Source organism: Mycoplasma sp. OR1901, from assembly GCF_013348745.1.
GTDB lineage: Bacteria > Bacillota_I > Bacilli_A > Mycoplasmatales > Metamycoplasmataceae > Mycoplasmopsis.
Genome location: NZ_CP054666.1, coordinates 782,788 through 796,823 on the forward strand (window position 1 = coordinate 782,788; position 14,036 = coordinate 796,823).

Below are 14,036 nucleotides of genomic sequence, written 5' to 3' on the forward strand. Positions count from 1 at the left end.
ATAATTTAAATACTTATGAATAAAGAAAAGATAAAGAATTTTTCAATTATTGCACATATCGATCACGGTAAAAGTACACTTGCTGATCGTATTTTAGAAATGACAAATACCGTAGCGACTCGTGATTTAACAAGTCAATTTTTAGACTCGATGGATTTAGAGAAAGAGCGTGGTATAACTATAAAATTAAACGCCGTGCAAATTAAACACAAAGATTATATTTTTCACTTAATTGATACACCAGGTCACGTCGACTTTACTTATGAAGTTTCACGTTCATTAGCGGCGTCAGAAGGTGCATTATTGCTTGTCGATGCTACTCAAGGTATTGAAGCTCAAACTTTAGCAAACGTTTATTTAGCATTAGAAAATAATCTTGAAATCATACCTGTTATAAATAAAATTGATTTACCTTCAGCTGACGTTGAAGCGGTTAAAAAAGAAATTGAAGAGGTTATCGGTATATCAACAGATAACGCAGTTTTAGTGTCTGCTAAAACTGGTTTAGGTGTTGATAAATTACTTGATAGTATTATTAAATATATTCCTTCACCGAAAGACGCTAACGATGATAAACCACTTAAAGGTTTAATTTTTGATAGTTATTTCGACCCATATCGTGGTGTTGTTATGCTTGTTAGAATTTTTGAAGGTAAACTTAAAGTGGGCGATAAATTTAAATTTATGTCAAGACACGATGAAGAAAATGACTATCACGTTATAGAACTTGGAATTAGAAACCCACACGAAACTAAAAAAGACTTCTTAGAAGCTGGTGAAGTTGGTTGAGTTTCAGCCGCAATTAGAGACGCTAAAGAAGTTAATGTCGGTGATACTATTACTTTAATTTCGAACCCTACAGATAAAGCACTTCCAGGTTATAAAAAAATGAAACCTGTTGTCTTTACAGGTTTTTACCCAATTGATACTCGTGATTACTCACTTTTAAAAGAAAGTTTAGAAAAAATTTCACTTAGTGATTCATCAATTACCTGAGATCAAGAAACATCTAAAGCTTTAGGTTTTGGATTTAGGGTTGGATTTTTAGGTCTACTACACATGGAAATTCTACAAGAAAGACTTGATAGAGAATATAAAGTTGGAATTATTGCAACTAGTCCTAGTGTTGAATATGAAGTACATTTAACAAATGGTGAAGTTGAAATGATCGCTAACCCAACTTTATTACCAGATAGAACTTTTATTGAAAAAATTAAAGAACCATATGTTGAAGCTAAAATCTTCATACCAAATGAATATATTGGTAATGTAATGGAATTATGTCAAAATAAACGTGGTATTTATAAAAACTTAGAAATGATTGATGAAAAACGTTCACTTGTTGTTTATGAATTACCATTAGCAGAAACAATTTTCGATTTCTTTGATAGACTAAAATCAAGCACAAAAGGTTATGCATCATTTGAATACGAATGAATTGGATATCGTGAAAGCGACTTAGTTAAAGTTGATATTTTATTAAATGGTGATAAAGTTGATGCTTTCTCAATAATTACTCATAAAGATAGAGCATATGAAAATGCTAGAGAATTGTGTCAAAAATTAAAAGACGCAATTCCACGTCAAAACTTTGAAGTTCCTGTGCAAGCCACAATTGGTGGAAAAATTATTGCTCGTGAAACTATTAAAGCCTTCCGTAAAGATGTTACAGCTAAACTTTATGGTGGTGATGTTACACGTCGTCAAAAACTACTTAAAAAACAAAAAGAAGGTAAGAAACGTATGAAGAAACTTGGATCAATCGAAGTTCCACAAGAAGCATTCTTATCAATTCTTAAAACAAATATAGATCCAAAAAAATAAAGGAGAAACAATGGAGAAAAAATTACTTAAAGATGACTTTTTTGCACATATAAATGCAGAATGGTTAAAAACAGCTAAAATTCCTGATGACCGTTCAAGTATCGGTTCATTCGTTGAATTAGATATTAATTTAGAAAAATTATTAAAAGAAACGATTACTAAATGATCAAAAGATCAAACACAAATACCTAATAATCCACAATTATTAGAAATGGTTAAATTCTACAATTTAATTATTAACACAGAAAAAAGGGATGAATTAAATTGATCTCCAGCTAAAGAAACATTTTTAGAACCACTTAGAAATGAATTAAAAAGCATGACTTTTAAAGATTTCTTTAACTGAGATAGAGATAAATATTTAGAATACTCATATTTACCATTTGATTTCTCTGTCGATGAAGATTTTGTTGATAACACTAGAAAAATTGCATGATTAGGTGAATTACCAACAATTTTGCCTTCAAAAGAAACATATCAAAATGAGGAAGAAAAAAATAAATTATTAAACGTTTGAAAAGAAATGGTATTAGATTTATTAACTGATTATGGATTAGAACAAGAAGTTGCAAATAAAATGGTTAATAATGCAATTGAATTCGATAACCTTTATAAAGATTATGTTAAGAGTTCAGTTGAAAATGCAGATTATGTTTCAGCATACAACTTAAGAAAAAGAGGAGAAGTTACATTATCTAAACAATTTGATTTTTGAACTAAATTAGACGAATTAATTGGACAAAAAGTAACAGAAGTTTCAATTCAAAACCTTAAAGTTTTTGATGCATTTGATGATATATTTAATGATAAAAACCTTGATAATTTCAAAGACTTAATGTTTATTTTTAATTTATTAGGTACAACTCCCTATTTAAATGAAAGAATTAGAGCTAAAGCATCTGTGTTCAAAAATACAGTATATTCAATTAGTAAAAATAGATCATTAGAAGATTATGCGTTTGATTTAACTAAAAAATATTTCTCTATGCCACTAGGTATGTATTATGCAAACACATATTTTGGTGAAAAAGCTAAAAAAGATGTTGAACAAATGGTTCAAAGCATGATTAAAGTTTATGAAGAAAGATTAAAAAATAACAAATGACTTTCGAAAGAAACAATTGATAAAGCACTTGTTAAATTATCTAAATTTGAATACATGGTAGGTTACCCAGAAATAATACAACCTTATTATTCTGAATTTAAAGTTAAAACTTATGATGAAAACGGAAGTATATTCTCATCAGTACATTCATTCGGAAAAATAATGGCTGAATATAGACTTAGTTTATACCATAAAGAAGAAGATAAAAGATTTTGAGGTATGTCACCTTCAACAATTAATGCATATTACCATCCAATGAAAAACCATATTGTATTCCCTGCAGCTATTTTAGCTTACCCATTCTATGATGTTAATAGATCTAAAACAGCTAACTTTGGTGCTATTGGTGCAGTTATTGCTCATGAAATATCACACGGTTTTGATAATAACGGTGCACAATTTGATGAAAATGGTAAATTAAATAATTGATGAACTGATAATGACAGATTAGAATTCCAAAAAAGAACAGCAGCTGCTATTAAATTATATGATGGTAGAGAAACTGAATTTGGTAAAGTTAATGGTAAATTAACCGTTTCAGAAAATATTGCTGATTTAGGTGGATTTGATTGTGCTTTAGAATCTGCACAACGTGAGCCTGATTTTAAAGCAGAAGAATTCTTTGAAAGTTGAGCAACAACATGACGATCAATCTACAAAGAAGGAACAGCGAAACGTTTATTAGACTCTGATGTTCACTCACCAGCAAAAATACGTGCAAATGTTATTTTAGCTAATAACGAATTATTTGAAAAAACTTATGATATTCAACCAGGTGATAAAATGTATGTACCTGATGAAAATAAAGTAAAAATTTGATAATAAAAAAAATAGAGGTTTTGGCCTCTATTTTTTTGTTAATCATTCAACATAATTGAATTTTTTAATTTTATAACCAGATTTGATTGATCTATCTATATAACCTTCAATAGTGTTGTCTACTTTTTTCAATATCCTTACAATTGATAAAGCATCAAATAAACCATCGTGGAAAGCTCCTCGTTCTAAATTATAATCATATACTAGATGTTCTAGTTTATAACTATTGTGGTTTGGTGCAAGTTTTTTCATTGTTTGCAAACTACATAAATAATCAAATTTTACATCATTTAATTTATCCCCAATTTCTTCGCTATAATGTTTAAAATTGAAGAATAATCTATAAACATCAAAAGCACTGTTATGTGCTATTCATAAATAATCACCAGTTAAATATTTATGTATTTTGTCAAACTCTTCGTAAAATTTAGGTTTATTCTTTAAAAAATCTTCACTAATTTTATGGACTGAATAAGCTTCATAATGTATACGTAAATCATTTTTAAAATATAAATTCATTTCATCAACTTTAACTTCGTTTTCGTAAACTACAAGTGCTAGTTGTATAATTTCACCTTGTAATGATGTTGTTTCTGTATCAAAAAACACTATCTTATCATATTTTCTTTTTGTTTTTATTGACTTATTATTTGTTTTTTTGACAGTTGTTGGAATATTATTAGTTACTTTTTTGGTTGTTGAATTATTAATTGTTAATCCAATGGAGTCATCTTGTTTTATATTTGAAGTAGGTTTTTTAATTATTAAATTTTTATTAATAGCTTCGATTTCGTTTTCGTTATAAGTATTAATAAATTCTTCAACACTAATTTCTTTTTCTTTTTTGTTTAAAGCTTCTAATAATACTTCTTCAAACTTATCATAATCTTTAATGTTGATTGTATATCGAGAATTATCTCTAATATTTATTAAATTACCAGATGGAATATTTTTATTTATATTTGTTTTATGTATTAAAAATAAGTAAATAGCTACTTGTAAATAGTTTTCGAATGATACTTTTGTTACGAATTTAACTTCATGAACAATATTAGCATCTTCTTGATATAAATCTATCATACCTACAACATTTTTCCAAGTGACTTGAAATTGTTTTTGAAGATTTAAGTCTGATAAGTATTCTAACATTCTTAAATTAATTTTAACACTATTTTTCTCATCAATTCAAGTTGGAAAATTATTAATATTATCTTCAAATGGTTTTAATCTTGTTAAGTCATTGTTTTCAATAGAATTCTTAATAAAACATAATTCTAAAAAAGTGTTAACTTTTTTATCTAAAATTTTATTAATATAATGCGATGTACTATTTGATATAAGTTTAAAACCTTTCATAATTTCCAATAATGTTTTATTTTCTTTTTTAAACTTATATAAGTCATTTCTTTCAAATATATTCTCGGCATAAATTCCGTTTATATCGGAAATATTGTAGACTAAATTATTATATGTGATGTTATTAGATATTTCTATGTTTTCATCTTTAGTATTAATTTGTTCAAATTCAATTAATTCTTTAAATTTTTCTTCAATTTGATTAGGTAAAAATTTTACAATTTCAGTTACTTTTTTAAATCTTTGGAAATCATCATTTGCTTCAATTTCGTCATCTTCATTTATTAAACCATAAATTTGGTCTTTTAAATATTTCATTAAAGTTGGTAAGCTATCTTTTTTATTATAAAAAATATGTAATTCTTCTATATTTCTAGTCGCTGCTACATAAAACAATTTATTAAATTTATCTGTATTGTAAAGTGCTTCAGTTCGTTGATTAAAATTAAGCATTACAACAACTTTACGCTCTAATCCTTTTACTTGATGTACTGTACTAAAAACAATTTTACCCATAGTTTCTATAGGATTTACTTTTTCCTCATTATCCGATCTAGAAACATAAACATTAAACCCGTTTAAAGTAAGTTTATTAGCGATAGATTTTATGTTTTCTGAATTTGTTGAATATGATAATACGAATATGTTTTCTTGTCCGTATTGTTTAATTTTATTTAATATAGTTTCTTCTATCAAATTGCTTCCGTAATCAAATGTACTAATATTTACTAAGCCATCTCTATTTAACGCATTAAAAGATTCGTTTTTATATTGTTTACTTCCATTTAATAAATGTCATGTTGCATTTGGAACTCTAAATGAACCATTTATTTCTAATTTTTTTCAAGTTTTAGAAGGTATTAATTTATCAATATTTTCTAAAAACATTGAATTAGCTTCTTTAAAACTATATATTTCCTGGTTAGAGTCACCTATAAACATAACTCTTGCAAGTGGATTACATTTTAGTATTTTAAGTATTAAACTTCAATAAAGCGGAGTTATATCTTGAGCCTCATCTATAATAATTGTGTCATATTCATTTAAAGTTAATGTAGCTATTTGATTAAATTCTTTTAATGAGAAATCATCTAAAACTGTTTTCTTACTTTTCTTAGTTGCAAATGAGTGAAATGTATGCACTTCATAACTTTTATCAGCGATACCTTTACTTTTAATTCTTTCTTTAGTATCACTCACTAATTTTGTGTTATATGATAAAACTAGTGTTTTCCAACTCAAATTATATTTGTTTGAATCATAAATAATTTCAACTATTGTTTTAGTTTTACCGCTTCCTGCAGCTGCGTTTACTATTAAATTATCACCATAAAAAGAGTCGATTATCTTTCTCTGCTCTACTGATAATTTCTCTTCTTTCTTTTCTACTTTCATATTATTAAATAATTAGAAAAATAGAGGTTACCCTCTATTTAAAATTATTATAATTCCTCAATTGTTCCATTAAGTTTTTCAAATGCTGCTTTTGCAGAAGCAGAAGCTTTATTTACAACAACATGTAATTTTTTAGTTAATGTACCATTTCCTAATAATTTAATAGGTAATGATCTTTTTACTAAACCTTCTTCGAATAATCTTTCTACTGTTACTTTTTCACCATCTTTGAATTTTAATTCTAAGTCTGATAAATTAATTACTTGGTATTCAACGTGATTTACGTTTGTGAATCCACGTTTTCCAATACGACGGAATCATGGAGTTTGACCCCCTTCGAATCCTAATCTGTGCCCTTTACGTTTGTTTTGCCCTGATTGACCTTTACCAGCTTGTTTACCTTTACCAGCAGCATGTCCACGCCCTTTACGGTGTTTGTCTGGTCTTGAACCTTCTGTTGATTTTAATGTATGTAATTTAATTGCCATAATTATTTAAAGTCCTTTACGTCTTTGTCTCTAAGGTCAGCGATTTGTTCAGGTGTTCTTAATTGTTTAAGAGCTTTAACTGTTGCTTTAACGATGTTTGCTTTTTTACGTGATCCGTATGTTTTTGTAACGATGTCTGTATATCCAGCAAGTTCAACAACAGCACGTACAGCACCAGAAGCGATAAGTCCTTTTCCTTTAGGAGCAGGTTTTAACATAACTTTAGATGCTAAGTATTTTGTCATTGGAATTTCGTGTGGTATTGTACCTGTTTTACTATCAAGTGGAACTGTTACTAAATTATTTTTAGCATCTTTGATAGCTTTTTTGATTGAATCTGGAACTTCATTTGCTTTTCCGTGTCCATATCCAACAACACCTTTTTTGTTTCCGATAACTACGAATGCTGAGAAACTAAATCTTCTACCACCTTTAACAACTTTAGTAACACGAGCAATATCAATAACTTTTTCTGTATATTCTGATTCTACTCTTTGACGGTTGTTTCTTGGGTTGTTTCTTCTTGGTCCACGACGATTTTGTGTTCTACCCTTGTTATCTGAGTTTTCTTTTTGTTCTCCAGTAGTGTTTTTTCTTGGTCTGAAAGTTTTTTTAGCGGTAACTTCTTTTGTACCTGTTGTTTCGTTTTGAGTTAAAACTTTTTTATTATCTTTTTCCATAATTAGAATTTAACTCCTTTCGCTCTTACTGATTCAGCAAATGCTTTTACACGACCGTGGTATAAATATCCACCACGATCAAATACTACTTCTTTAATTCCTAGTGAATTAATTTTATCACCCATTAATTCACCTAATTTTTCAGCAGCTTTTACGTTACCACCGTATGTTTCATCTTTAAGTGTTGAAACTGACGCTAATGTAACTCTTGCTTGGTCATCGATTAATTGTGCATAAAAGTTTTGGTGAGATTTAAAAACGTTTAAACGTGGTTTTGTAGCTGTACCGTTAATTCAGTAACGTGCACGTTGGTGCTTAACTTTTCTAGCTTGATTTCTTGATAATTTTGCCATAATGTTTTAATTAGCTTTCTAAAATTATTTAGAAGCTGTTTTCCCTTCTTTACGTCTAATTTTTTCACCTTTGTATGAAATACCTTTACCTGAGTAAACACTTGGTTTTCTAACCGCTCTAACGATTGAAGCAAAGTGTCCTACGTTTTGTTTATCGATACCAAATACTGAAACTTCTGTTGGTTTTGCAACTGTAACTTTAATGTCACTTGGAATTTCTAATGAGTGGATGTGGCTGTATCCGGCTGATACGTCTAATTTAGAACCAGCTAAAACTGCTTTATATCCAACCCCTTTAATTTCTAAATCAATTTTGAAACCTTTTGTAACACCCTCAATCATGTTTGAAATGTGTGAGTTTGTTGTTCCGTGTAATTGTTTAGTTGTTTTTTCTTCGTTTGCACGAATTGTTGAAACTTGATTATCTTCTACTTTTACTGTGATTAAATGACTGAATGTTCTTGTTAAAGTTCCTAATGGTCCTTTAACTGTAACTGTTGAATTGTCTACTGTAACTGTTGCTCCAGCAGGGATTGTTAAAATACGATTTCCTACACGAGACATACAACTACCTATCAAATGTGAGCGATAATTTCACCACCCACTTTTGCCTCTCTAGCTTGTGTTCCTGTCATTAATCCTTTTGATGTAGATATGATAACTGTTCCGTAACCTGACATAATTGTTGGAATTTCAAGAGTTTTAACATAAACTCTAAGTCCTGGTTTTGAAATTCTTTTAATTCCTACGATAGCAGGTTGATTTTTCTTGTATTTTAATGTAACTACTAATTCTTTTGATGTACCTTCACCTTTAACTTCATAAGATGAAATGTATCCTTCTGAGTGAACCACTTTTAAAATTTCTTCTTTTTTTGTTGAATAAGGCATTGAAACGGTTTTGTGTTTTCTAATATTTGCGTTTTTAATACGAACTACTAAATCTGAAATTGGATCTGTAATAAACATAATTATCAACTCGCTTTCTTCACACCTGGAATTTTACCTTCATGTGCAAGGTTTCTAAAACAGATACGACATATTTTATATTTTCTTAATACTGCATGTGGACGTCCACATAATTCACAACGTGTATAAGCACGTGATGAAAATTTTGGTTCACGTTTTGCCTTAACTATTAATGCTTTTCTCGCCATTATTTAGCTCCTTTTTTTTCAAATGGTACACCTAATGATTCTAATAATGTTCTTGCTTCTTCATTTGATTTTGCTGTAGTTACTACAAGAACGTCTAACCCTTTAATACGACGAATTTTGTCAAATTCGATTTCTGGGAAAATGATTTCTTCTTTAATCCCTAAGGCAAAGTTTCCTCTACCATCAAATGCTTTAGGATTTGCACCACGGAAATCACGAATACGTGGCATTGCAACATTGATTAATTTGTCTAAAAATTCTCACATTCTATCTCTACGTAGTGTAACTTTTCCACCCATAGGCATTCCTTCACGAAGTTTTCATGAAGCGTTTGATTTTTTAGCTTTTGTTTCGAATGGTTTTTGTCCTGAAATTAATGTTAATTCATTTAAAACTTCTTCGATTGCTTTTGAGTTTGAAACTTCTTTACCAGCTGTCATGTTTAATACAACTTTTTCAATTCTAGGTACTTGCATAGATGAAGAGTAGTTGTATTTTTCTTTAAGAGCTGGAACTGCTTTTTCTAAATAAACTTGTTTTAACATATACTACACTTCCTTTTGAGTTTTTCTAGCAACTCTTACTTTTTTACCGTTTTTATTAACTTTATATCCTAGTTTTGAAGTTTGTTGTTTACTTGTTTTACTTGATTTTTTTACTAAATAAGCTACGTTTGATGCATGAATTGGAGCAGCCATTTCTGTTATAGAACCGTCTTGATTTTGTTGTGTTGGTTTGTTGTGTTTTGTAACGATATTTACGTCTTTAACAATAACTCTGTTTGTTTTGTGGAATATTTTTTCAATAACTCCAATTTTCCCTTTTTCTTTACCAGCGATTACAATAACTTGATCATCTTTTTTAAATTTAATTTTTGTCATAATTTGATTTTCTCCTTTACTATAATACTTCTGGTGCTAAAGAAACGATTTTAGGGAATTTTTCTCTAATTTCACGAGCAACTGGTCCGAAAACACGAGTTCCACGTGGTGTTAAATCTTCTTTAAGAATAACAACAGCGTTATCATCGAATTTAATGTATGAACCGTTTGTACGGTGAATACCATATTTTGAACGTACAACTACCGCTTTAACAACTTGACCTTCTTTAACCATACCGTTAGGTAATGCTTTTTTAACTGAACACACTACGATGTCACCAATTTTGGCAACTTTTTTCTTTGAACCACCTAATACACGAATTACACCTATTGTTTTTGCACCTGAGTTATCAGCTACATTTGCTCTTGATAATTCTAAAATCATATTAGTTGTTTCCTTCGATAGCGGCTTCTTTTATTGAAACTAATCTAAAGTGTTTTGTTCTTGAAAGTGGTCTTGTTTCCATAATAACAACAACATCATTTAATTTTGCAACTTCGTTTTCGTCATGTACTGCAAATCTTTTTGTTGATTTGTAACGTTTTGAATAAAGTGGGTGTTTTTTGTATGTATCAACTGCAACAATAATTGTTTTAGCACTTTTCCCTGCTGAAACAACTTTACCTGTTAAAGTTTTTCTTGTATTTCTTTCCATAACTATTTATTCTCCTTTTTTGCATTTAATGCTGTAAGAGTTTTAGCAATATCTGTTCTTAAAAGTTTAATTTTGTGTGTGTCTCTTAAATCACCAGTAACATTTCTATATCTAAGTGTGAATAATTCAGCTTTTAATTTTAAAGTTAATTCTTCAAGTTCTTTTGTTGATTTTTCTAATAAATCTTTGTAACTCATAATTATTCATCTCCTTTTCTTTGAACGATTTTTCATTTAACTGGTAATTTGTGACCTGCTAAACGAAGAGCATCACGTGCGATTTCTTCACTAACACCACCAACTTCAAACATCATTGTGTTAACTTTTACTGCTGTATATCATAATTCTGGAGCACCTTTTCCTGATCCCATACGAACCCCGATAGGTTTAGATGTTTTTGAAAAGTGTGGGAAGATTCTAATGATAACTTGACCTTCACGACCCATTCTACGTGTTGCTGCGATACGTGCTGATTCTATTTGACGAGCTGTAACTCATGCTGATGTAACTGCTTGCAATCCGAATTCTCCGAATGCTACAGTATTTCCTTTTGTAGCTTTTCTTTTGTCGTGTCTAACAACAAAAGGCTTTCTATATTTAGTTCTTTTAGGTTGTAACATTATTTTTTACCTCCTAAAATTTCACCAAGTGAAACTCAAACTTTAACACCAATAGCTCCATATGTTGTTCTAGCTGTTGCTGTTGCGTATTCTACATTTTGTCTTAATGTATGAAGTCTCATTTCTCCTTCAGAATATCCTTCTGAACGAGCCATATCAACTCCGTTTAAACGACCGCTAACCATAGTTTTAATACCTTTAGCACCTGCTTTTAAAGCAGCTCTAATAGCTATTTTCTGAGCTTGACGGAAGCTTTCACGGTTTTCTAATTTTGTTGCAATCATTTCTGCAAGTAATCTTGCGTTTAAGTCATAGTTTTTTAATTCTATAACTTGTAATTTTAAGTTAAGATTTCTATTTTTAACAAATTTTTGTACCTTAACTGTTAATTCTTGGATGTTCTTACCTTCTTGACCTAACATTGCTGCTGGTTTAACTGTGTGTAAATTAACTGTCACTTTGTTGTCTTTAGTTCTTTTAATTTCAACTTTTCCGATTTGGTATTCACGTACTAATTTATCGAAGAATTTATAAATTTTAGCATCTTCAACTAAATATGATCCGAAATTATCTTTATCTGCGAATCATGTTGAATTATGGTTTTTTGAAACTCCGTAACGGAATCCATTTGGATTAACTTTTTGTCCCATTAGTTTCTCTCCTCTAATACTATTGATAAATTTGATGTACGTTTTAAAATTGAATAAGCTCTACCTTGACTTCTTGGTTGGAATCTTTTAAGTGTTGGACCTTCGTTTACATAAACTTCTTTTACGAATAATTTTGATGCGTTCATTCCGTGGTTGTTTGTTGCGTTAGCAACTGCTGAGTTAAGTAATTTAAGGAAAATTGGTGCTGATTTTTTAGATGTATTTTCTAAAAGACCTAAAGCAACGTTTACGTCTTTTCCTCTGAATAAGTTTGCTACTAATTTAGCTTTAGATGAACTTACTCTTTGTAATTTTACATGTGCTTTTGCTTGTTGTGCCATTATTTCTTCTTACCTTTATCTGCACCGTGACCTGAGAATGTTCTTGTAGGTGCAAATTCCCCTAATTTATGTCCAACCATATCATCTGTTACGTAAACTTCGATGAATTTATTTCCGTTATGAACTGCGAATGTTAAACCAACAAAACTTGGGAAGATTGTTGAACGTCTTGATCAAGTTTTAACTGGTTTTTTAGGTGCGTTCCCTTCAACGATTGCATCTACTTTTTTAAGTAAATGTTCATCGGCGAATGGACCTTTTTTAAGACTACGTGCCATTATTTAGCATCCTTTCTTCTTCTTAAAATAAGTTTATTTGAAGATTTCTTAGTTTTTCTTGTTTTAACTCCAAGAGCTTTTTTACCTCAAGGTGTAAGTGGAGCTTTACGTCCAACTGGTTGTTTACCTTCCCCTCCACCATGTGGGTGATCTACAGGGTTCATAACTGATCCACGAACTGTAGGTCTAATTCCTTTGTGTCTGTTAATTCCGGCTTTACCAACGTTAACAAGTGAGTGTTCTTCATTACCAACAACACCGATTGTTGCACGACAACGCGCTAACACACGACGTGTTTCTCCTGATTTAAGTCTAAGAACAACATATTTTCCATCGTCATCTTTTCCAAGTAATTGAGCTGATGTTCCAGCACTACGTGCTATAATACCACCTCCACCTGGTTGCATTTCGATGTTGTGTACAAATGTACCTTCAGGAATGTTTGATAAAGGAAGTGTGTTACCAACAACGATATCTACATTTTCTCCTGAAATAACTTTTTGACCTAAAACGATTCCTTTAGGTGTTAAGATATATCTTTTTTCTCCATCTGCATATGCTAATAAACTAATGTTTGCTGAACGGTTTGGATCATATTCAATAGTTTTAACAATAGCTGGAATGTTATCTTTATTACGTTTAAAATCTACAAGTCTGTAAAATCTTTTTACACGTCCCCCGTGATGTCTAACAGTAATTTTACCTTGGTTGTTACGTCCTGCATGATATTTTAGATTAACTAAAAGTGATTTTTCAGGTGCATGACCAGATAAATTTTGTCTGAAATCAAGAGAAGACATATTTCTACGACCGTTTGTAGTTGGCTTATAATGTTTAATTGCCATAATTGTCTTTTCTCCTTTGCTTAAAAATAGTGCGGAATTTCTTTTAAGCAATACATTTAATCCGCTTATATTTATATATATTATTTAATTTTAATTTAATTACGAAAAGTTCATCGGAGAACTATTCTCCACCAACTTTACGTTTTGTTGTTGTTTTTGCTTTAACTGTTGCTTTTTTTGTTGCAACTTGTTTTTTAGCTGCTAATTTTTTAGCCACTTTGTTTTCAACGTCTTTTGCTTTTGCTTCTTTTGCTTTTTTAGCTTCTTTAACTTCTTCTGAAACTATTTGTGCTTTTTCTTCATCTTCACTTGGGATGTAGTTAATTGATTGTCCTTCAACTAATGTAACCATAGCTTTTTTGTAACGATTTGTAAATCCGTGGAAACGACCAACATTTTTTGGTTGTTTTTCAACTTTGATTGTTCTAACAGATGCTACTTTAACACCAAAAATTGTTTCAACTGCTTCTTTAATTTGGTATTTGTTAGCTGCATAATCTACTTTAAAAACAAATGTTGATTGTGTTGTTCTTAAAACGTCAGTTTTTTCTGTTAAAATTGGTGATTTAATAACTTGTGTTAATTCCATG

19 protein-coding genes and 1 pseudogene are annotated in these 14,036 nt (G+C 29.9%); 2 read left to right on the forward strand and 18 right to left on the reverse strand.

Annotated features, from left to right (window positions below):
• Positions 1-15 precede the first annotated feature (15 nt).
• Both lepA and HTZ87_RS02720 read left to right on the forward strand, forming a co-directional pair.
• The gene (lepA, locus tag HTZ87_RS02715; protein ID WP_174893028.1) at positions 16-1,824 is read left to right on the forward strand and encodes a translation elongation factor 4; all 1,809 of its coding nucleotides are present in this window, start codon (positions 16-18) and stop codon (positions 1,822-1,824) included.
• A gap of 10 nt (positions 1,825-1,834) precedes the next feature.
• Positions 1,835-3,751: a M13-type metalloendopeptidase gene (locus tag HTZ87_RS02720; RefSeq protein ID WP_174893029.1), complete on the forward strand. Its 1,917-nt coding sequence runs from the start codon at positions 1,835-1,837 to the stop codon at positions 3,749-3,751.
• Positions 3,752-3,775: 24 nt separating this feature from the next.
• On the opposite strand, the gene HTZ87_RS02725 is transcribed toward HTZ87_RS02720, so the two are convergent.
• From HTZ87_RS02725 to rplW, 18 genes and pseudogenes are all read right to left on the reverse strand, one after another.
• On the reverse strand, positions 3,776-6,499 hold the full coding sequence (locus HTZ87_RS02725) for a UvrD-helicase domain-containing protein (protein WP_174893030.1): 2,724 nt from the start codon (positions 6,497-6,499) through the stop codon (positions 3,776-3,778).
• A 47-nt stretch (positions 6,500-6,546) separates the two neighbouring features.
• Complete coding sequence (rplO, locus tag HTZ87_RS02730; protein WP_174893182.1) at positions 6,547-6,981, reverse strand: 50S ribosomal protein L15; 435 nt, start codon at positions 6,979-6,981, stop codon at positions 6,547-6,549.
• An 8-nt stretch (positions 6,982-6,989) separates the two neighbouring features.
• Positions 6,990-7,469 (reverse strand): annotated as a pseudogene (gene rpsE / locus HTZ87_RS02735) (30S ribosomal protein S5); the annotation flags it as partial.
• Between the two features lie 200 nt (positions 7,470-7,669).
• Complete coding sequence (gene rplR, locus HTZ87_RS02740) at positions 7,670-8,020, reverse strand: 50S ribosomal protein L18 (RefSeq protein ID WP_305848728.1); 351 nt, start codon at positions 8,018-8,020, stop codon at positions 7,670-7,672.
• 24 nt (positions 8,021-8,044) lie between these two features.
• Entirely contained in the window at positions 8,045-8,584 is a 540-nt protein-coding gene (rplF, locus tag HTZ87_RS02745) for a 50S ribosomal protein L6 (RefSeq protein ID WP_174893032.1), read from the reverse strand.
• A gap of 8 nt (positions 8,585-8,592) precedes the next feature.
• Positions 8,593-8,988: a 30S ribosomal protein S8 gene (rpsH, locus tag HTZ87_RS02750; RefSeq protein WP_174893184.1), complete on the reverse strand. Its 396-nt coding sequence runs from the start codon at positions 8,986-8,988 to the stop codon at positions 8,593-8,595.
• 2 nt (positions 8,989-8,990) lie between these two features.
• On the reverse strand, positions 8,991-9,176 hold the full coding sequence (locus HTZ87_RS02755) for a type Z 30S ribosomal protein S14 (protein WP_174893033.1): 186 nt from the start codon (positions 9,174-9,176) through the stop codon (positions 8,991-8,993).
• A complete protein-coding gene (gene rplE / locus HTZ87_RS02760) occupies positions 9,176-9,721 on the reverse strand; it encodes a 50S ribosomal protein L5 (protein WP_174893034.1) in 546 nt (181 codons plus the stop codon). The genes HTZ87_RS02755 and rplE overlap by 1 nt, the downstream gene beginning before the upstream one ends.
• A gap of 3 nt (positions 9,722-9,724) precedes the next feature.
• Positions 9,725-10,048, reverse strand: a complete 324-nt coding sequence (rplX, locus tag HTZ87_RS02765; protein ID WP_174893185.1) for a 50S ribosomal protein L24 — start codon at positions 10,046-10,048, stop codon at positions 9,725-9,727.
• Between the two features lie 28 nt (positions 10,049-10,076).
• The gene (gene rplN / locus HTZ87_RS02770) at positions 10,077-10,442 is read right to left on the reverse strand and encodes a 50S ribosomal protein L14 (protein ID WP_174893035.1); all 366 of its coding nucleotides are present in this window, start codon (positions 10,440-10,442) and stop codon (positions 10,077-10,079) included.
• A gap of 1 nt (position 10,443) precedes the next feature.
• Positions 10,444-10,713: a 30S ribosomal protein S17 gene (gene rpsQ, locus HTZ87_RS02775; protein WP_174893036.1), complete on the reverse strand. Its 270-nt coding sequence runs from the start codon at positions 10,711-10,713 to the stop codon at positions 10,444-10,446.
• A gap of 2 nt (positions 10,714-10,715) precedes the next feature.
• Positions 10,716-10,910, reverse strand: a complete 195-nt coding sequence (rpmC, locus tag HTZ87_RS02780; RefSeq protein ID WP_174893037.1) for a 50S ribosomal protein L29 — start codon at positions 10,908-10,910, stop codon at positions 10,716-10,718.
• A 2-nt stretch (positions 10,911-10,912) separates the two neighbouring features.
• Complete coding sequence (gene rplP / locus HTZ87_RS02785; protein WP_174893038.1) at positions 10,913-11,332, reverse strand: 50S ribosomal protein L16; 420 nt, start codon at positions 11,330-11,332, stop codon at positions 10,913-10,915.
• Complete coding sequence (rpsC, locus tag HTZ87_RS02790) at positions 11,332-11,982, reverse strand: 30S ribosomal protein S3 (RefSeq protein ID WP_174893039.1); 651 nt, start codon at positions 11,980-11,982, stop codon at positions 11,332-11,334. Before rpsC ends, rplP begins: the two co-directional genes overlap by 1 nt.
• Complete coding sequence (gene rplV, locus HTZ87_RS02795) at positions 11,982-12,323, reverse strand: 50S ribosomal protein L22 (protein ID WP_241007012.1); 342 nt, start codon at positions 12,321-12,323, stop codon at positions 11,982-11,984. Before rplV ends, rpsC begins: the two co-directional genes overlap by 1 nt.
• Positions 12,323-12,601: a 30S ribosomal protein S19 gene (rpsS, locus tag HTZ87_RS02800; protein ID WP_174893040.1), complete on the reverse strand. Its 279-nt coding sequence runs from the start codon at positions 12,599-12,601 to the stop codon at positions 12,323-12,325. The genes rplV and rpsS overlap by 1 nt, the downstream gene beginning before the upstream one ends.
• Positions 12,601-13,446, reverse strand: coding sequence for a 50S ribosomal protein L2 (rplB, locus tag HTZ87_RS02805; RefSeq protein ID WP_174893041.1), 846 nt, complete (start codon positions 13,444-13,446; stop codon positions 12,601-12,603). Before rplB ends, rpsS begins: the two co-directional genes overlap by 1 nt.
• 121 nt (positions 13,447-13,567) lie before the next feature.
• Positions 13,568-14,035 (reverse strand): 50S ribosomal protein L23, encoded by a 468-nt coding sequence (gene rplW, locus HTZ87_RS02810; protein WP_174893042.1) that lies wholly within the window; start codon positions 14,033-14,035, stop codon positions 13,568-13,570.
• Between the last annotated feature and the right edge of the window lies 1 nt (position 14,036).